The 18205-nt window shown below is 73.3% G+C and carries 15 protein-coding genes; 8 read left to right on the forward strand and 7 right to left on the reverse strand.

From position 1 onward, the window contains the following. Nucleotides 1-676: 676 nt before the first annotated feature. The 4 genes from FHX31_RS07430 (at nucleotide 677) to FHX31_RS07445 (ending at nucleotide 7508) form a co-directional block, all read left to right on the forward strand. Nucleotides 677-1348 carry a LysE family transporter gene (locus tag FHX31_RS07430; protein ID WP_184975594.1) on the forward strand — a complete coding sequence of 224 codons (672 nt, stop codon included), beginning with the start codon at nucleotides 677-679 and terminating at the stop codon, nucleotides 1346-1348. A gap of 350 nt (nucleotides 1349-1698) precedes the next feature. Further along, nucleotides 1699-5403, forward strand: a complete 3705-nt coding sequence (locus tag FHX31_RS07435; protein ID WP_486481655.1) for a reprolysin-like metallopeptidase — start codon at nucleotides 1699-1701, stop codon at nucleotides 5401-5403. Between the two features lie 85 nt (nucleotides 5404-5488). Continuing rightward, nucleotides 5489-6127 (forward strand): acVLRF1 family peptidyl-tRNA hydrolase, encoded by a 639-nt coding sequence (locus tag FHX31_RS07440; protein ID WP_184975597.1) that lies wholly within the window; start codon nucleotides 5489-5491, stop codon nucleotides 6125-6127. Between the two features lie 163 nt (nucleotides 6128-6290). After that, a complete protein-coding gene (locus FHX31_RS07445; RefSeq protein WP_184975600.1) occupies nucleotides 6291-7508 on the forward strand; it encodes an RCC1 domain-containing protein in 1218 nt (405 codons plus the stop codon). A gap of 71 nt (nucleotides 7509-7579) precedes the next feature. On the opposite strand, the gene ypfJ is transcribed toward FHX31_RS07445, so the two are convergent. Next, the gene (gene ypfJ, locus FHX31_RS07450) at nucleotides 7580-8494 is read right to left on the reverse strand and encodes a KPN_02809 family neutral zinc metallopeptidase (RefSeq protein ID WP_013287436.1); all 915 of its coding nucleotides are present in this window, start codon (nucleotides 8492-8494) and stop codon (nucleotides 7580-7582) included. A 247-nt stretch (nucleotides 8495-8741) separates the two neighbouring features. Between ypfJ and FHX31_RS07455 the strand changes: the two genes are divergently transcribed. Further along, on the forward strand, nucleotides 8742-10349 hold the full coding sequence (locus FHX31_RS07455) for an ABC-F family ATP-binding cassette domain-containing protein (RefSeq protein WP_013475896.1): 1608 nt from the start codon (nucleotides 8742-8744) through the stop codon (nucleotides 10347-10349). A 125-nt stretch (nucleotides 10350-10474) separates the two neighbouring features. Here the strand turns inward: FHX31_RS07455 and FHX31_RS07460 are convergent, their stop codons facing one another. Next, the gene (locus FHX31_RS07460) at nucleotides 10475-11077 is read right to left on the reverse strand and encodes a cadmium resistance transporter (protein WP_230650820.1); all 603 of its coding nucleotides are present in this window, start codon (nucleotides 11075-11077) and stop codon (nucleotides 10475-10477) included. 304 nt (nucleotides 11078-11381) lie between these two features. Here FHX31_RS07460 and FHX31_RS07465 point away from each other — a divergent pair, with 304 nt between their 5' ends. The 3 genes from FHX31_RS07465 (at nucleotide 11382) to FHX31_RS07475 (ending at nucleotide 14535) form a co-directional block, all read left to right on the forward strand. After that, complete coding sequence (locus FHX31_RS07465) at nucleotides 11382-11609, forward strand: helix-turn-helix domain-containing protein (protein ID WP_007072022.1); 228 nt, start codon at nucleotides 11382-11384, stop codon at nucleotides 11607-11609. Between the two features lie 43 nt (nucleotides 11610-11652). Further along, nucleotides 11653-12420: an enoyl-CoA hydratase/isomerase family protein gene (locus FHX31_RS07470; RefSeq protein WP_013287433.1), complete on the forward strand. Its 768-nt coding sequence runs from the start codon at nucleotides 11653-11655 to the stop codon at nucleotides 12418-12420. Nucleotides 12421-12552: 132 nt separating this feature from the next. Then, entirely contained in the window at nucleotides 12553-14535 is a 1983-nt protein-coding gene (locus tag FHX31_RS07475) for an ABC transporter ATP-binding protein (protein WP_030274200.1), read from the forward strand. Here the strand turns inward: FHX31_RS07475 and mug are convergent. From mug to FHX31_RS07500, 5 genes are read right to left on the reverse strand one after another with little or no spacing between them, the layout of a single operon-like run. Beyond that, nucleotides 14532-15152, reverse strand: a complete 621-nt coding sequence (mug, locus tag FHX31_RS07480; RefSeq protein ID WP_184975603.1) for a G/U mismatch-specific DNA glycosylase — start codon at nucleotides 15150-15152, stop codon at nucleotides 14532-14534. The genes FHX31_RS07475 and mug overlap by 4 nt on opposite strands. Before the next feature lie 58 nt (nucleotides 15153-15210). After that, nucleotides 15211-15972: an SDR family oxidoreductase gene (locus FHX31_RS07485; protein WP_184975606.1), complete on the reverse strand. Its 762-nt coding sequence runs from the start codon at nucleotides 15970-15972 to the stop codon at nucleotides 15211-15213. 31 nt (nucleotides 15973-16003) lie between these two features. Next, complete coding sequence (locus tag FHX31_RS07490; RefSeq protein WP_013475900.1) at nucleotides 16004-16450, reverse strand: SCO6045 C-terminal-like domain-containing protein; 447 nt, start codon at nucleotides 16448-16450, stop codon at nucleotides 16004-16006. Continuing rightward, on the reverse strand, nucleotides 16447-17265 hold the full coding sequence (locus tag FHX31_RS07495) for an MbnB/TglH/ChrH family RiPP precursor modification enzyme (protein ID WP_184975609.1): 819 nt from the start codon (nucleotides 17263-17265) through the stop codon (nucleotides 16447-16449). Before FHX31_RS07495 ends, FHX31_RS07490 begins: the two co-directional genes overlap by 4 nt. After that, nucleotides 17262-18179, reverse strand: a complete 918-nt coding sequence (locus FHX31_RS07500) for a TIGR04222 domain-containing membrane protein (RefSeq protein WP_114920964.1) — start codon at nucleotides 18177-18179, stop codon at nucleotides 17262-17264. Before FHX31_RS07500 ends, FHX31_RS07495 begins: the two co-directional genes overlap by 4 nt. Nucleotides 18180-18205 lie beyond the last annotated feature (26 nt).

The following is an 18205-nucleotide window of genomic DNA, read 5'->3' on the forward strand; positions in this document are numbered from 1 at the left end:
TGCCGGGATCCGGCTCCCTCGTTGTGGGAAACGGTCCGCCTTTTCGGCTTGATCGACACCGTTACGCCGAAGTGGTGTGGTCGGAGTCGCTCTGATGCGGCCACATCGGCGTAGTGGTGTCGATCAAGGTGGGCTGACGACACTGCCGCCGGCGTCGGGCCGGGAACGGCGAGATCTTGGTACGAAATCGCCCCTTGGGTGGCCGTTTCCTTCCGAGACCTCCTCGCCTCCCTCATGCCGGGATCCGGCTCCCTCGTTGTGGGAAACTGTCCGCCTTTTCGGCTTGATCGACACCGTTACGCCGAAGTGGTGTGGTCGAAGTGGCTCTGATACCGCCACCTCGGCGTAGTGGTGTCGATCAAGGTGGGCTGACGACACTGCCGCCGGCGTCGGGCCGGGAACGGCGAGATCTTGGTATGAGATCGCCCCCGAGGAGGCAGATTCGTACCAAGATCTCCAGCCCAGCCCAGCCCAGCCCAGCCAGCCCAGCCCAGCCCAGCCCAGGCGCGGGGTGCGCGTGCGGGCGCGCGGGAAAAGCGGTCGCGGAGTGAGGGAGCCGGGTGCAGGATGAGCGGGTGATCGAGGCGTACCCGAAGCAGGCTCCTGTCCGTGCGGCCACCGCCGCGCGTCGACAGCGCACCCTGCCCTCGGCCGCCTCGACCCATCACCCGTCGTCGTGACCGGGGCGTTCCTGGCCGGCCTGGTCGCCGGCTACGGCGTCGCCATTCCGGTCGGCGCGATCGCGATCCTCATTCTCGGACTCAGCGCGCGTACCTCGTTCAGGGTCGGTGCGGCGGCGGCACTCGGCGTGGCCAGCGCCGACGGTCTCTACGCGGCGCTGGCGGCGCTCGGCGGGGCCGCGGTGGCGAGCGGGCTCGCGCCGTTCGCGGGTCCGCTGCGGCTGGTCGCCGCGGGGGTGCTGCTGGCTCTCGCCGGCCTCACCGCCCGGCGCGCGCTGCGTCCACCGGCCACAACGCACCCGCCGAGCCCGTCGGCCACCACGCATCCGTCGGGCACGACGCAGGAGCCGGGCGCGCGGGGTGGGCTGGACACGCCGGTGCGCGCGTTCGCCGCGGTTCTCGCGCTGACCCTGCTCAACCCGGCCACTGTGGTCTACTTCGTGGCGCTCGTCCTCGGCCGGGGTGACGTGCTCGGCTCCGGTCCGGCGGGCGCTGCCGCCTTCACCGCCGGGGTCTTCCTCGCGTCGGCGAGCTGGCAGTTGCTGATCGCCGGGGGCGGCACGCTGATCGGCCGGGCCCTCACCGGTCCCCGTGGGCGGCGGGTCACCGCGCTGCTGTCCAGCGTCATCATCGCGGCTCTCGCGGTCGCCACTGTGCTCGGCGTCTGACCGACGGGGACGGCCCGACATGCCGGGCCGATGACGGGGCCGTTCGCGATCCGTTACCGGGGGATCGGCCGAACCGGCAGTCCCGGGCGGCGGAAAGATCGATTCCCGGCCCGGCGTACGACCGCAGGTGTTCTCGGCCGTCAGGCCGGCCGGCTCGCCCTTGCGAAGCGCGGATCCCGCAGGCCGGGACGGCGCGGATCACCGTCCAGGTAGAACCGCATCGTCTTTCCGGTTGATGTTCGAGGTCGCGAGTGGTCCTAGGGTCACGGAACGATCCGTGGACCGTTCACGTACGCCCGGTCATCCCCGCCGGTCGTGCATCAGTCCACACCCGACCGCAGGGAGAAGACTTGAGGATCACCCTGGGGCGTCCGCCGCGCGACCGGCAACCCGCCGGCCGGCCCCGGCGCGGACGGACCGCTGCCCTCCTCGTCGCCGCGCTGGCCGCGGTGACACTTCCCGTTCTCGCCGCGCCCGCGCCCGTCTCCGCCGCACCCGCTGTCCACGGACCGTGGCAGAAGGTGGACGGCAAGCCGGCCGCCACCAAGGCGGGCCGCAAGGCCGCCGTCAAGGCCAAGCGGCTGACCGCGTACAAGCTGGACCGCGGCAGCATGAAGAGCCTGCTGGACAAGGCGCCGGCCGAGAAGCGCGTCGCGGTGGCCCACGTGGCGAAGCAGGTGGTGTCGCTGCCCGCTCCGGACGGCACGTTCCAACGGTTCGAGCTGGTCGACTCGCCGGTCATGGAGGCGGGCCTGGCCGCGAAGCACCCGGAGATCACCACGTACGCCGGCAAGGGCCTGGACGACCCGACCGCGACCATCCGGGCGGACCTCACCCCGCTCGGGTTCCACGCCTCGGTCCGCTCGGCCGAGGGCAACTGGTACATCGACCCGTACTACCAGCGCGACCAGAGCCTGTACGCGAGCTACTTCGCCCGCGACCTGGAGCACCCGGAGGGCGAGTTCGTCGAGCGTGAGGACGTCACGCAGAAGGCGCACGCGCTGGCCGAGGAGATCGCCGAGGCGGAGGTGCCGGCCGGGCCGCTGGTGAAGCTGCGCACCTACCGGGTGGCGCTGGTGACCGACCCGTCGTACGCCACCTACTTCGGCGCGGAGAACGTCACCGCCGCGAAGGTGACGCTGATGAACCGGGTCACCCAGATCTACGAGGACGAGACCGCGATCCGGCTCGTCCTGATCAACGACACCGACAAGACCAACCTGAACACGCCGGCGCTGGCCACCGAGCCGAACGGCCCGTGCGGTGCGGCGGCCTGCTTCACGCCGGCGCAGCTCACCTCCTGCGGCGGCGGCACGCTCAGCCGTAACCGGGTCGTGCTCGGCCAGCTCGTCGGCGCGAGCAACTACGACGTGGGCCACGTCGGCCTGGGCGTCAACGGCGGCGGTGTGGCCAGCCTCGGCGTGATCGGCGGCAACGGCAAGGCGCAGGGCTGCACCGGCCTGCCGACGCCGGTCGGCGACTTCTACGCGGTCGACTACGTCTCGCACGAGATGGGTCACCAGTTCGCCGGCAACCACACCTTCAACGGCACGCAGTACAACTGCTCGGGCGGCAACCGCAGCGCGGCCAACTCGTACGAGCCGGGCAGCGGTTCGTCGATCATGGCGTACGCGGGCATCTGCCAGCAGGACAACCTCCAGCCGCACAGCGACCCGTACTGGTCGCACCGCAGCTACACCGAGATCACCAACTACGTCACGTCGAACCGCCCGGCGATCAACGAGGTGCAGAACGTCTCGCTGTACGGGTTCGACGCCGACGGTGACTCGTTCACCGTCCGCTACGCGGGCGCCGACTCGGCGCCGATCGTGCGGGGCGTCAACTACACCACCGCCGGCATCAAGGCCGCCGTCGAGGGCATCGCCGGCTGGCCGGCCGGCGCGACGGTCACGGTGGCCGCGTTCGGTGGCAGCGGCACGCTCAACGACAACGGCTTCCAGGTGACCTTCGGGGGCACGCTGGCGACCACGAACGTGGCGTCGCTGGAGCTGACGAACGCCTCCGGCGCCTCCGGGTTCGTCGGCGAGACGGCCAAGGGCGGCGCCGTCGACAACGGCGGCTGGCTGGTCGAGGAGACCTCCAACCACGCCCCGGTGGTCACCGTCTCGGACACCGTCACCATCCCGGTGCGGACGCCGTTCGCGCTGACCGGCAGCGCCACCGACGCCGACGGGGACACTGTCACGTACCTGTGGGAGCAGAACGACAGGGGCGCCACGACCGGCACCGCGCTGACGAACAACACGAAGGTGAACGGTCCGCTGTTCCGGGTGTTCGGCGAGGCGGCGATCGTGTCGCCGACCGACACGCTGAAGTACTACTCGCCGGGTCTGAACTCGGTCACCACCGACTCGACCCGGGTCTTCCCGGACATGAGGCAGATCCTGGCCGGCAACACCAACGCCGCCACCGGCACCTGCCCGGCGGCCCCGGCACCGCCGGCCACCGGTGGCGCCTCGAACGTGCCGGCCGAGCTGGTCGACTGCTACTCGGAGTTCCTGCCCACCCGCGACTGGGTCGGCATCGCCGGTGACCGGACCCTGCACTTCAAGCTCACCGCCCGGGACGGGCGGCTGGGTGGCGGCGGCATCGGCAGCGCCGACGTCGCCGTGGTGCTGGCACCGGACGCGGGTCCGTTCCTGGTGACCTCCCAGGACACCGCCGCGGTCCTGGACGGCGGCTCGACCCGGACCGTGACGTGGGACGTCGCCGGCACCGACGTGGCGCCGGTGAACGCCGCGCAGGTGAAGATCTCGCTGTCCGCCGACGGCGGGCTGACCTTCCCGTACGTGCTGGCCGAGCAGACCGCCAACACCGGCACCGCGACTGTGACGCTGCCGAACGTGGCGACCGAGAAGGCCCGGATCAAGATCGAGGCCGTCGGAAACGTCTTCTTCGACGTCAACGACGCCGACTTCACCATCCGGTCCGCCCCGGTCGTCACCAGCACCGCCCCCGGCGGTGGCGTGAGCGTGCAGTACAGCGACGCGCTCTCGCCGGCCGTCACCGTCACCGCGACCGACGGCGACACCACCGGCGCGGACCTGACCGCCGCCGCCACCGGGCTGCCCGCCGGCCTGTCCCTGGCCGTCACGAGCACCTCGGCGACCGACGCCCGTCCGGGTACGCGTACCTGGACGGTCGCCGGCACGACCACGGCGGCCCCGGGTGACTACCCGGTCACCGTGACCGTGTCCGACGGCTCCGGGCTGACCGGCAGCACCTCGTTCACCGTCACCGTCGCCGCCGAGGACGCGGCGGTCAGCTGGGCCGGTGACACGCTCGTGAACACCGCGACCGGCGGCGCGTCCGGCCAGGCGCTGCTGCGGGCCGTGCTCCGGGACGGCTCGGTGCTGCCCGGCGCCACGGACACCACAGCCGGTGACATCCGTACCGCCACAGTCACCTTCACCAGGGACGGCGTGACGCTGTGCACCGCCGTGCCGGCCCTGCTCGGCACGGCCACCACCACCGCGTCCGCGGCGTGCACGGCCACCCTGCCGAAGGGCACGCACACCGTCACCGCGACGGTGGGCGGCAACTACACGGGCGGCACCATCGCCCAGGTCACGGTCGCCGTCTCCGACGGCGGGTTCCTCACCGGCGGCGGCGAGTTCACCGCCACCCGCTCGGCGGGGACCTACCCGGCCGACGTGAACTCCACAGTCGAGGTGGAGCTGAATGCGAAGCCGGGCAAGGCGAACAAGCCCGCCACGGGCAGGGCCGAGGTCGAGTTCCGCTCCGGCGGGAAGTCGTACACGATCAAGGCCGGCCCCGTCGACGCACTCGGCGTCACCTCGGCGGGCCGGACCGCCCAGGTGCGCTACCAGGCCGCCCTGTACGACAACAAGGGCAAGCCGGTGGCCTCCGGCCTGACCCTGGCCGTGACGGTGACCGACCGGGGCGCCCCCGGTAGGAACGACACCGTCGGGGTCACGCTGTGGAAGGGCGGCTCCCTGCTCCTGTCGTCCGACTGGACGGGCGGCGCGACCGCCGAGGTCAAGCTGAAGGGCGGCAACCTCACCGTCCACTGATCCACGCGGTTGACGCGGGAGGGCACCGGCAGCGGTGTCCTCCCGCGTTGCGTCTCGGGTTCCGTCGATGGCGTACCGTCGGGCCATGAGCAGCCGACCCGCCGCCGGGGGTGGCCGGTGGGTCGAGGTCGACCCCGGCCGCGTCGCCCGCTGGGTCGAGGGTTTCACCGGCCGGCACGGCCCGCCGACGACGACCGCGCAGGAGTACGGTCTCCTGCTCACCGCCCCGGACGGCGCCACCGCCGAGCTGCACACCCCGCCCGGCGCGAGCGCGTCGCCGGACGTACCCGGATTCGTCGCTTCCGCCACGGCGGCCCGCCGGCTCGGCCTGTTGCTGGCCCGCAAGGGCGCTGTGGCGGTCGGTGTCGCCGACGGCACCGACCTGGTGGTCTCCAAGGTTGACACCCGGTACGTGCAGGGGCGTACCGCGGCGGGCGGCTGGTCCCAGCAGCGGTTCGCCCGGCGGCGCGACAACCAGGCGAAGGCCGCGCTGGGCGACGCGGCCGAGCTGGCCGTACGCCTGCTGCTGCCGGAGGCGGGCACGCTGGCGGCGCTGGTGTGCGGCGGCGACCGGCGTGCGGTGGACACGGTGCTGGCCGACCGGCGGCTGGCCCCGCTCGCGGCACTGCGCGCGCCGCGCCTGCTCGACGTGCCGGAGCCCCGGCACGCGGTGCTGGTGGCGGCAGTCGCCGCCGCCCGGGCGGTCCACATCCTGGTCCGCTGAACAGGAAAGATCACCTCAAGACGGCGCAATCCCGCTCGTCGATGATGCATCGAATCGACTCGATGCATAAGGTCGGTGGCATGAAGCGGCGGGTCTCCGGGCGACCCGCAGGGCCAGCTTCGCCTCCGCCATCACGCCGACATCGTTGGGAGAGAACAACTTCATGAGCGGATATCAGGACGGCCGGCTGCGGACCCGGTGGCGCCGTGCGACGAGGCTCCTCGTCGCGGCGGCGGCGATGAGCGCCGGAAGCCTCGTGCTCACCGCGACACTGACGGCCGGCACGGCGAACGCGGCCGCCGGCCCGGTCGAGCGCGCCGCGCTCGCCGCGCCCGCAGTCACCAGCGTCACCGCGGGCGGGGCGCACACGTGCGCGATCAGCGCCGACGGGGGGCTGTGGTGCTGGGGCTCGAACTACGGCGGCCAGCTCGGCGACGGGACCACCACGAACCGCAGCGCCCCGGCGCGGGTCGGCACCGCCACCTGGACGAATGTCGACGCCGGCTCCGGGCACACCTGCGCGGTCCGCACGGACGGGACGCTGTGGTGCTGGGGCTCGAACTTCCGGGGCCAGCTCGGCGACGGCACCACCACCAGCCGCAGCGCCCCGGTGCAGGTCGGCACCGCGACCACCTGGGCCAGAGTCGACGCCGGCCCCTCGCACACCTGCGGGATCCGCACCGACGGCACGCTCTGGTGCTGGGGATTCAACCGGACCACGCAGCTGGGCGTCGGCGCCTCGCCGTACGTCGCCAACACCCCGTTGCGGGTCGGCACGGCGACCGACTGGGTGAGCGTCTCGACCGGCTTCGGGCACACCTGCGGTATCCGGACCGGCGGCACGCTCTGGTGCTGGGGGTCCAGCTCGGACGGCCAGCTCGGCCTGGGCAACCTGGCGCCCCAGACGGCGCCCGCGCAGGTCGGCACCACGACCGGGTGGACCGGCGTCGCGGCCGGGTACGCGCACACCTGCGGGGTCCGTTCCGGCGCGCTGTGGTGCTGGGGTGAGAACGGATACGGGCAGCTCGGCGTGAGCGGCACGTACCGTACCGCGCCGGTGCAGATCGGCACCGTCACCACGTGGAGCCGGATCGCCGCCAGCAGCGACACGTCCTGCGCGTCGCGTACGGACGGCAGCGTGTGGTGCTGGGGCAAGAACTCGGCCGGACAGGTGGGCGACGGCAGCACCACCCACCGGTCCGCGCCCGCCCAGGTCGGCACGGCCACCACCTGGACCGGCGGCCTCGCGGTCACCGACCACGGCTGCGGGATCCGCACCGACGGCGGCCTGTGGTGCTGGGGTGACAACAGCGGTGGCCAGCTGGGCGACGGGACGACTGTCAACCGGTCCACCCCGGGTCAGGTGACCCTGCCCGCCTGACCGGCCCGGTCAACGGCACCGGCCCGCACCGCTGACCTGGGTCAGCGGTGCGGGCCGGTGCGCGGAGCGGCTCAGGCCCCCGAACCGAAGGTGTCGCAGGACTTCGGGTCGCCGGTGGTGAAGCCCTTGGTGAACCACTGCTTGCGCTGCTCCGAGCTGCCGTGGGTGAACTCGTCCGGGTTCACCGGCCGGCCGGACCGCTGCTGGATCGCGTCGTCGCCGATCTTCTCGGCGGTGTCGATGGCCTGCGAGATGTCCTGCTCGGTGATGCTGGTGAAGATCTTCTGCCCCTTGTCGTCGGCGGTGCCGGTGGCGTTCTTCGCCCAGGCCCCGGCGTAGCAGTCGGCCTGGAGTTCCAGCTTGACCGAGAGCGCGTTCGCGCTCTGCGGGTCGCGCTGCTGCTGGCGGCGCATCTGCGCCTCGGTGCCGAGCAGGTCCTGCACGTGGTGGCCGTACTCGTGGGCCAGCACGTACGGCTGGGCGAACTCGCCCTCCGCGCCGAGCTGGTCGGCGAGCAGCTTGTAGAAGCTGAGGTCGATGTAGACCAGGTCGTCGGCCGGGCAGTAGAACGGGCCCACGCCCGAGTCGGCCGCGCCGCAGGCGGTGCTCACGTTCTGGCTGAAGAACACGGTCTTCGACGGCCGGTACTGCTCGCCGAACGCCTCCGGCATGGCGGTACGCCAGTACGCCTGGATCGAGTTGACGTAGAGCGCGTTGCGGCAGTCGAGCTGCTTCAGCGCGTCCTGCGCCGAGCACTTCTGCTCCAGCGAGGTGTTGTCGCCCTGCTCGGAACCGCCGCCGTTGGTGGCGGCGTTGAGGCCGAACCCGCCGCCCACCAGGGCGACGAGCACGGCGATGATGATGCCCACGATCCCGCCCCGGCCGCCGCCGATCGGGATCGGAATGCCCATCCCGCCGCCTCCGCCGGACCCTCGCCGGTCGTCCACCTGGCTGGTGTCGACCCGCGCGTTCTCGTTCAGCTCCATGTTGACCCCGATCACCGATGTGTCCGTATGTGGTGGTTGCGGTACCGGACCGGGTCCGGACGGCGGTTTCCGTACCCGATGATCTTGCACGGTAATCCGGGGGAGTGGCCCCGCGGAGCCCGGTACACTTGCCCCCGTGCTGCGCTGCGAAGGCTGAACGGCCCCGCGCCGACGGGAAATCACCACCCGCCGGCGCTTTCGCGTGCCCTGAGTCAGCCCTTCCGGACCCGAGAGCGAGTACTCCGAGATGATCACTGCCACCGGCCTGGAACTGCGCGCCGGTTCCCGGATCCTGCTGTCCGACACCACCCTGCGGGTGCAGCCGGGGGACCGGATCGGCCTGGTCGGCCGCAACGGCGCCGGCAAGACCACCACGCTCAAGGTGCTCGCCGGGGAGGGACAGCCGTACGGCGGCCAGATCGACCGGCGCAGCGCCATCGGCTATCTGCCGCAGGACCCGCGTACCGGTGACCTGGACGTCACCGGCCGGGACCGGGTGCTCTCCGCCCGTGGCCTGGACGTGCTCATGGCGCAGATGAAGGAGCTGGAGGACAAGCTCGCCGAGGGCGCCGACGACGAGCGGCTGGTCCGCCGCTACGGCGCGCTGGAGGACCAGTTCGCCTCGCTCGGCGGCTACGCGGCCGAGGCCGAGGCGGCCCGGATCTGCGCCAACCTCGGCCTGCCCGACCGCGCCCTGGCGCAGACCATCGGCACGCTCTCCGGCGGTCAGCGCCGCCGCATCGAGCTGGCCCGGATCCTGTTCCGCGACGCCGGCGAGAACGGCGGCGGCATCCTGCTGCTCGACGAGCCCACGAACCACCTCGACGCCGACTCGATCACCTGGCTGCGCGGCTTCCTCGCCAACCACAAGGGCGGCCTGATCGTGATCTCCCACGACGCCTCGCTGCTGGAGGCGGTGGTCAACAAGGTCTGGTTCCTGGACGCCACCCGGTCCGTGGTCGACACGTACAACCTGGGCTGGAAGGCGTACCTGGAGGCGCGGGAGACCGACGAGCGGCGCCGCCGCCGGGAGCGGGCCAACGCCGAGAAGAAGGCCGGCGCGCTGATGGCGCAGGCGGACAAGATGCGGGCCAAGGCCACCAAGACCGTCGCCGCGCAGAACATGGCCCGGCGCGCCGAGCGCCTGCTCTCCGGCCTGGACGAGGTCCGCGTCGCGGACAAGGTCGCGAAGGTACGGTTCCCGAGCCCCGCGCCGTGCGGCAAGACGCCGCTGACCGCGACCGGCCTGTCGAAGTCGTACGGGTCGCTGGAGATCTTCACCGACGTGAACGTGGCTGTGGACCGGGGTTCCCGGGTGGCGATCCTCGGCCTCAACGGCGCCGGCAAGACCACGCTGCTGCGGATGCTCGGCGGGCTGCTGGAGCCGGACACCGGCGAGGTGCGCCCCGGGCACGGGCTGCGGTTGGGCTACTACGCCCAGGAGCACGAGACGCTCGACGTGGACCGGACGATCCTGGAGCACATGCGCAGTGCCGCGTCCGACCAGACCGACACCGACCTGCGCAAGATCCTCGGCGCGTTCCTGTTCTCCGGCGAGGACGTGGACAAGCCGGCCGGTGTGCTGTCCGGCGGCGAGAAGACCCGGTTGGCGCTGGCCACGCTGGTCTGCTCCGGCGCCAACGTGCTGCTGCTGGACGAGCCGACGAACAACCTCGACCCGGTCAGCCGCGAGCAGGTGCTCGACGCCATCGCCCGCTACCCGGGCGCGATCGTGCTGGTCACGCACGACCCGGGCGCGGTCACCGCGCTCAAGCCGGACCGCGCCATCCTGCTGCCCGACGGCGACGAGGACGCCTGGTCCGACGACCTGCTGGAGCTGGTGGAGCTGGCCTGACCCCCCCACCCCCCTTTTTTTGTCGGTCGATCATGAAGTTGACGGCACTTCTGGAGATCCAGATCGCCGTCAACTTCATGATCGACGGGTGGGCGACGGGGTGGGTGGGCGGGTGGGGCGGGCGGTCAGGGCAGGAGGGCGGCCAGGTGGGGGAGGACGCCGGAGGTGAGCAGGATGGTCGCGCCGATGGCGATGAAGATCGCCGGGACCAGCCAGTGGCCGGCGCGGCCGACCAGCGCCACCACCCGGGGGTGCCCGCCGAGCGCGGCGGCGACCGCGCACCACACGGCCACCAGCACGGCGAACACCAGCAGCCAGATCAGCCCGGTGACCGGGTCGAGGGCGCGGAACACCGGCACGTAGACGGCGATGTTGTCGGCGCCGTTCGCGATCGTCACCCCGGCGACGCCGAGCAGGCTGCCGACCACCGCCGGCGGTTCGTCGTCGTCGCGCCGGGTCAGCAGCGCGCGGACGCCGAGCGCGACCGGCAGCAACCCGAGCAGGCCGGGCCACGGATCCGGCACCACGAGCAGCCCGGCGGCGGCCACCACCGCGACCGCGACGAGCGCGCCGATGCCCGCGTACTGCCCGGCGACGATCTGCCAGGGCCGGGGCCGGCCGTTGTGCCGGGCCGCCACGAACAGCACGGTGAGCACGACGATGTCGTCGAGGTTGGTGGCGGCGAACACGCCGGCCGCACCCGCCGCGGCCGTGATCACGTCGAACACCCCGGGCACGATACGGCCCCCGCGCACCCGTCATCCGCATGATCCACACCAGCTCGCCGAAGTGGAGGTGTCCGGAGCGCGGCGATGCCGCCACTTCGCCGAGGTGGCGCCGACGGGTTCGTCCGGCGGGTTCGTCCGGCGGGCCGGTACGGATCAGCCGGCCGGAAGGATCACTCTATCGGGAAGCTGACATTGCGTAGCGTGTCGGTTGGCGAATAGTTGATATCTGGCGCATGATCGTCCGAGGCGGTCTAATAGGTGGGACCGTATCCGAACCGCACAGTCTGGGACGTGAGGAATCAGCATGGCAGCCACCGGCACAGCCACCAGCACTGAGAAGGGTCGCCGGATCGTCGGGGCCGAGCGTCAGACGCTCGCCAAAGACCTGGTAAAGCGGTACACCGGCGGAGAGAGCATCCGTGCTCTGGCGGCCTCGACCGGCCGTTCCTACGGGTTCATCCACCGGGTGCTCACCGAGTCCGGGGTGCAGCTGCGGCAGCGCGGCGGCGCCCGGCGCCGGAAGAAGGCGTGACCCGCCCCCCAGCGTCGTCCATCAGCGCGTTCCGGGGCGTCCGGTGACCGCCGAGACGACCGGAGTGCGCTTCGACTGCGACGGGCCGGTCGCGACGGTGACGTTGTGCCGGCCCGACGTGCTCAACGCCCAGACCCCGGCGATGTGGCGCGCGATGAGCGACTTCTCCCGCGACCTGCCCGGCGACGTGCGCGTCGTCGTCGTACGCGGAGAGGGGCGCGCTTTCTCCGCGGGCCTGGACCTGGCGGTCGCCGGTGCGACCGGGCCGGGCTCCTTCGCCGAGCTGGCCGCGATGCCGGAGGCGGAGTGCGCCGACCGGATCGCCGGCTATCAGGACGGTTTCACCTGGCTGCACCGGCCGGACGTGGTGTCGATCGCCGCGGTTCAGGGCCACGCCATCGGCGCCGGCTTCCAGCTGGCGCTGGCCTGCGACATGCGGGTGCTCGCCGCCGACGCGAAGCTCTCGATGGCCGAGGTGACCCTCGGCCTGGTTCCCGACCTGGCCGGCACGCGCCGCCTGGTCGAGCTGGTCGGCTACTCCCGGGCGCTGGAGATCTGCGCCACCGGCCGGCGGATGGACGCCGCCGAGGCGGACCGGATCGGCCTGGCCACGCTCGTGGTGCCGAACGACGAGCTGGACGGCGCCGTGCGTGATCTCTCCGCCGGGCTGCTCGCCAACAACCGGGACGCGATCATCGAGATCAAGGCGCTGCTCGCGGGCGCGGCCGTGCGCTCGCACGCCGAGCAGCAGCGCGCCGAGCGCGAGGCGCAGACCCGGCGGATCCGGGACCTGGCCGGGCGGGGCGAATAGCCGGTACGGCGATTTCGTAAGGACCGTTCGGGAAGATCCGGGTTACTCGCGAGGTTGTCACAGGCGTCGGGAGAATGGACTCCGACGGTTCATGCTGCCCCGACGACCCGGAGGTGACGAGTGTCCCACCCGATGGCCGGCGGCGGCATGGGCGGCTGGAGCATGCTCCGGTCGCTGCGTAACCGTGACGAGGTCTCCGCCCACGAGCTCAAGCGCGGCACCGCCCGGCGGATCGTCGCGTTCGCCCGGCCCTACCGGCGCGACATCGTCGTCTTCCTGATCACCGTGATCGTCGCCGCGGTGATCGGCGTGGCCACGCCGCTGCTCGCCGGCGACGTCATCGACGCGATCGCCGGGGGCGGCCCGGACGCCCGCTCGACAGTGGTCCGGCTCGCCCTGATCATCGCCGCGCTCGCCGTGGCCGACGCGCTGTTCTCCCTGGTCCAGCGGTGGTATTCGGCCCGCATCGGCGAGGGCATCATCCTCGACCTGCGCACCCGGGTGTACGACCACGTCCAGCGGATGCCGTTGCAGTTCTTCACCCGCACCCAGACCGGCGCCCTGGTCAGCCGGCTCAACAACGACGTGCTCGGCGCCCAGCGCGCGTTCACCTCGACGCTGTCCGGCGTGGTCAGCAACGTCATCCAGCTCGTGCTCACCGCCGGGGCGATGCTCGTGCTGTCCTGGCAGATCACCGTGATGGCGCTGGTGCTGCTGCCGATCTTCATCATCCCGGCCCGCCGGGTCGGCCGGCGGCTGGCCGAGATCACCCGCGAGTCGTACAACCTCGACGCCAAGATGAACGCCACGATGACCGAGCGGTTCGGCGTCGCGGGCGCGCTCCTGGTCAAGCTGTTCGGCGCGCCGGAGGTGGAGGCCGACCGGTTCGCCCGCCGGGCCGAGCGGGTACGCGACATCGGCATCCAGTCCGCGATGTACTCGCGGACGTTCTTCGTCGCGATGCTGCTCGTCGCGTCGCTGGCCCAGGCGCTGACGTACGGCGTGGGCGGCTGGCTGGCGGTCACCGGGGCGGTCAGCGCCGGCACCGTCGTCAAGCTCGCACTGCTGCTGACCCGCCTCTACGGCCCGCTGACCGCGCTGTCCAACGTCCGGGTCGACGTGATGAGCGCGCTCGTCTCCTTCGACCGGGTCTTCGAGGTGCTCGACCTGCGCCCGTCCATCGCCGAGAAGCCCGACGCGGTGCCGGTGCCGCGCGGCAACGGCCGGGTCGAGTTCCGCGACGTGCGCTTCCGCTACCCGAGCGCCGCCGAGGTGTCGCTCGCCTCCCTGGAGGAGGTCTCGACCCTCGACCGCACGGTGAACGAGCCGGTGCTCAGGGGCGTCTCGTTCGCCGTCGAGCCGGGGCAGATGGTGGCCCTGGTCGGCCCCTCGGGGGCGGGCAAGTCGACGCTGTCCATGCTGATCTCCCGGATCTACGACGTCAGCGACGGCCAGGTGCTGGTCGGTGGCGTCGACGTGCGGGACGCGACGCTCGCCTCGCTGCGCGACGAGATCGGCGTGGTCACCCAGGACTCGCACCTGTTCCACGAGACGATCCGGGAGAACCTGCGCTACGCCAAGCCCGACGCCACCGACGACGAGATCTGGGCGGCGCTGGCCGGCGCGCAGGTCGCCGACCTGGTCCGGGCACTGCCGGACGGGCTCGACACGACGGTCGGCGAGCGGGGCTACCGCTTCTCCGGCGGCGAGAAGCAGCGCATCGCCATCGCCCGGCTGCTGCTCAAGGCCCCGTCGATCGTGATCCTCGACGAGGCCACCGCCCACCTGGACTCGGAGAGCGAGGCCGCGGTGCAGCGGGCGTTGTCCGTGGCGCTGACCGGGCGTACCGCGCTGGTGATCGCGCACCGGCTCTCCACAGTGCGCGACGCCGACCAGATCCTCGTGCTCGACGAGGGCCGGATCGTGGAGCGCGGCCGGCACGACGAGCTGGTGGCGGTCGGCGGCCTGTACGCCGAGCTGTACCGCACCCAGTTCGCGGTCACCGACTCGCCGGCGCCCCACACCGAGGCCGAGCAGCCCGAGCCGGTGGTGACCACGGTGCCGATGGGCACCTACGTCGCCCACGAGGCCATGCCCCCGGCGGCCGCCAACTAGCCCGCGGCGACCGCGGCGCGCAGCTCGGCGAATGCGGCGCCGAGCGTCTCCGGCGTGAAGTGGGCGTTCAGGCCGCTCGGGTTGGGCAGCACCCAGAGCCGGGCCGCCGCGAGCGTCTCCGGCTGCGGCCCGAAACCGGCCTTCGGCCGGGCGAACCCGATCCGGTACGCGGTCACACCGACCACAGCCACCCAGCGCGGCCGGTAGCGCTCGACCTTCGCGGTGAGCGTGGCGGCGCCGTCGACGAGTTCGCTGGCGGTCAGTTCGTCGGCGCGGGCGCTGGCCCGGGCCACCATGTTGGTGATCCCGAGGCCCAGCGCCGGGAGCGTGTCCTGTTCGCTGGGGTGCAGCAGGCGTGGTGTGAAGCCGCCCCGGTGCAGGGCGGGCCAGAACCGGTTGCCCGGGCGGGCGAAGTGCCAGCCGGTGGCCGCCGACCACAGGCCCGGGTTGATGCCGACGAACAGCACGTCGAGGCCGGGCGCGATCACGTCGGGCAGCAGCCGGTCGGCCGCCGCGGCGAGCTGCTCGCGGCTGGGCCGGGGGTGGCGGCGGGCGGGCGTGCCCGGTCCGGGCGCGGCCTCGGGCCGCCCACCGGCCGGCCGCCGTCGATCGCTCACCGGCCCACCGTCCCGGGTGACCGGCCCGCCGAGGGAAGCCCGACCACCGCAGCCACCGTCACAGCCCGCGCAGCGCGCCGCCGTCGACCGGAACGGTGATCCCGGTGACGTACCCGGCGGCGGGGGAGAGCAGGAACGCGGCCACCCTGCCGAACTCCGCCGGGTCGCCGATGCGCCCGAGCGGGATCGCCGCCTCGGCCTGCGCGCGGGCCCGCTCGGGATCGCCGGAACCGGCCAGCAGCTCCCGGTTGCGGTCGGTCATGATCCGTCCCGGCAGCAGGCTGACCACGCGGACGCCGCGCGGGCCGAACTCGTCGGCCATGTCCTTGGCCACGCCTGCCAGACCCGGCCGCAGGCCGTTGGAGATGCCGAGCCCTGGTAGCGGTCCGCGTACCGAGGTGGACAGCACCAGCCCGATCGCGCCGCCGTCGGTGAGCGCTCCGGCCACCGTGCGGGCGAGCCGGACGCTGCCCAGGAAGACCGTCTCGAACGACTCCCGCCACTGCTCGTCGGTGACGGTGGCGGCGGTGCCGGGCGGCGGGCCGCCGACCGAGATCAGCGCGCCGTCGAGGCGGCCGAAGTGTTCGCGGGCGGCGGCGACGAGCCGTTCCGGGGTGGCGGGGTCGGCGAGGTCGGCGGTCAGCCCGATCGCCCGCTGCGGGTCGCCGAGCGCCTCGACGGCGGCGGCCACCCGTTCCGGGGTACGCGCGGAGACGACCACCCGGGCGCCGTCGGCGACGAGGTGTTCGGCGGTGGCGAAGCCGAGGCCGCCGGAGGCGCCGGTGAGCACGTACACCCGGTCGGCGAGTCCGAGATCCATGCACCGATCCTGCCGTACCGGCGGGTGCCTGTCAGCGCGGGGCGGGCCGCACCAGGCGTACCCGGCCGGCGACCTGGACCGCGACGGCGCCGCCGACGCGGGCGAGGGCCGGCAGCCGGCGTGGCCGGGGCGGGCGGCGGCCGTCGTAGCGGCTTGCGGCCTCGCGCACGGCCAGCTCCTCCGTGCCCAGTGGCGGCAGCGCGTCCCGGTCGCGCAGGTCGCGGGCCAGGTCCCAGCCGTCGCGCAGCGATCCGTTCGTGGGACGGCCGTCGGCCCACGTGGTGAACGTGGCCGGCCAGGCGGACCCGAAGCCGGCGGCGACCAGCGGCCAGTGCCGGGCGACGTCGCCGGCCCGCTTGCGCAGCAGCGCCCGGCGGGCCGCCTCGACCGGGGCCGGGGCGAAGCCGGGCGGCAGCGGTCCACCGGCGACGAGCGCGGCGACCAGCTCGGCCTGCCGGGCCGCCAGGTCGCCGCTCACGTGACCACCGGGTGGCCGGAGGCGGCGGCGAGCGCGTCCAGCTCGCCGCGCAGCTCGGCGGCGGGCGGGTAGTGCCCGTCGCGTTCCAGCAGCAGCGCGGGCGGCCGGCGCCGGGCGCACAGCTCGCGGACCAGGTCCAGCACGGCCTCGGGCACCGGATCGGTGTGCGTGTCGTGGTAGAAGCCGCCGTGCTCGGCGCCGCCCGCGACGTGCACGTAGGCGATGCGTTCCAGCGGCAGCCGGTCCAGCAGCGTGGCCGGGTCGCCGCCCCGGTTGCGGGCGTTGGCGTGCACGTTCGCGATGTCGAGCAGCAGCAGCGCGTCGGTGGCGTCGAGGATCTCGGTGAGGAAGTCCGCCTCGTCCAGTTCGTCGTCCGGCCAGTCGAACAGCGCCGCGATCGGTTCCAGGGCCAGCGGCACCGGCAGCTCCGCCTGCGTCCGCCGGACGTTCGCCACCACCGCTGCCACAGCCTCGCGGCTGCGCGGCAGCGGCAGCAGGTGACCGGCCTCCAGGCCGCCGGCCCGCACGAACGCGATGTGCTCGCTCACCAGCGGCGCGTCCAGGGCCGCGGCCACCCCGGCCAGGTGCGCCACCCGCGCCGGGTCGACCGGCTCGGCGCCGCCGAGGGACAGCCGCACCCCGTGGGGTACGACGTCGACGCCGCGTCCGCGCAGCTCGGCGAGCCCGTCCGGGAGCGGCCCGGCCGGGGCGACCGCCTCCGCGACCACCTCGACGAAGCGCAGCCCCGGCAGCCCGGCGACGAAACCGGCGATCTCGGGGCGCCAGCCGATGCCGACGCCGGACGGGCCGCTCATCCGCCGCACCCGCCGCCCCCGCCGCAGCCACCACCCCCGCCGCACGAGCTGCCGCCCCCGCAGGAGCCGCCGCCGGCGGTCGCTCCGCCGCCGCACGAGGTGCCGGAGCTGGCGCCACCCGCGTTGCCCATCGCCTGCCGCTGGATCTCGGCCTGCTCCGCGAAGCCCGGGTCCATCGTCCAGAGCGTGGCGGTGCCGAACAGCGCCACGCCCAGCGCCACGTCGGTCGCGCCGTACGTGGAGTACGCGGGCCCGGCGGCCGGCCGCAGCCAGGCGTGCCGGCGGCGCATGTCGTTCAGCGCGGCGGTGGCCGCCCGGGTACGCCAGGGCACGCGGTTGAGCAGCACGAACGCCAGGCCGAGCGGGAACAGGCTGAGCAGCAGCCAGCCGGTGGGCCGGTCGTTGAGCAGCCCGGAGACCGCGCGCACGATGCCGATCGCCAGCAGGAATCCGACCAGCAGCGCGCCGCGCCGCAGCGTCCGGCGCCGCTCCTGGTCCAGGGCCAGGCCCCGGCGTACCAGGCCGTCGCGCAGGTCGTCGAGCGCGCGCCGGACCCACTCGTCGGCGGCCAGTTCCCGGGTACGCAGACCCCGGCTCGCCGCGTGGTGGACCGCCTGGTCCAGCGGGGTGGCCCCGGCCGGCAGCGGGCCGCCCGTGGTGAGCCGCCGGTCCGGTCGTACGCCGACCGCGCCGGAGTGGCGCAGCCCGCCGAGCGCGGCCCAGACGGCGAGCTGGTCACCACCGTTGAGGTACGCGACCTGCTGCGGACCCAGGTCGCCGTACGCGGTCACCGCCGTGCCCGCCAGCATCCGCCGCCGGTAGACGATCGCGCCGACCACCAGGACGACGGCGAGCAGCAGGTACCAGCGCAGGAAGACGGGGCCGGGGATGCCCCAGGTGTCGGAAGGGGTCATCGTCTGCTCCTGTCGCGCGGAGGGGT

It is taken from the genome of Micromonospora sp. CNZ286 (assembly GCF_014207755.1).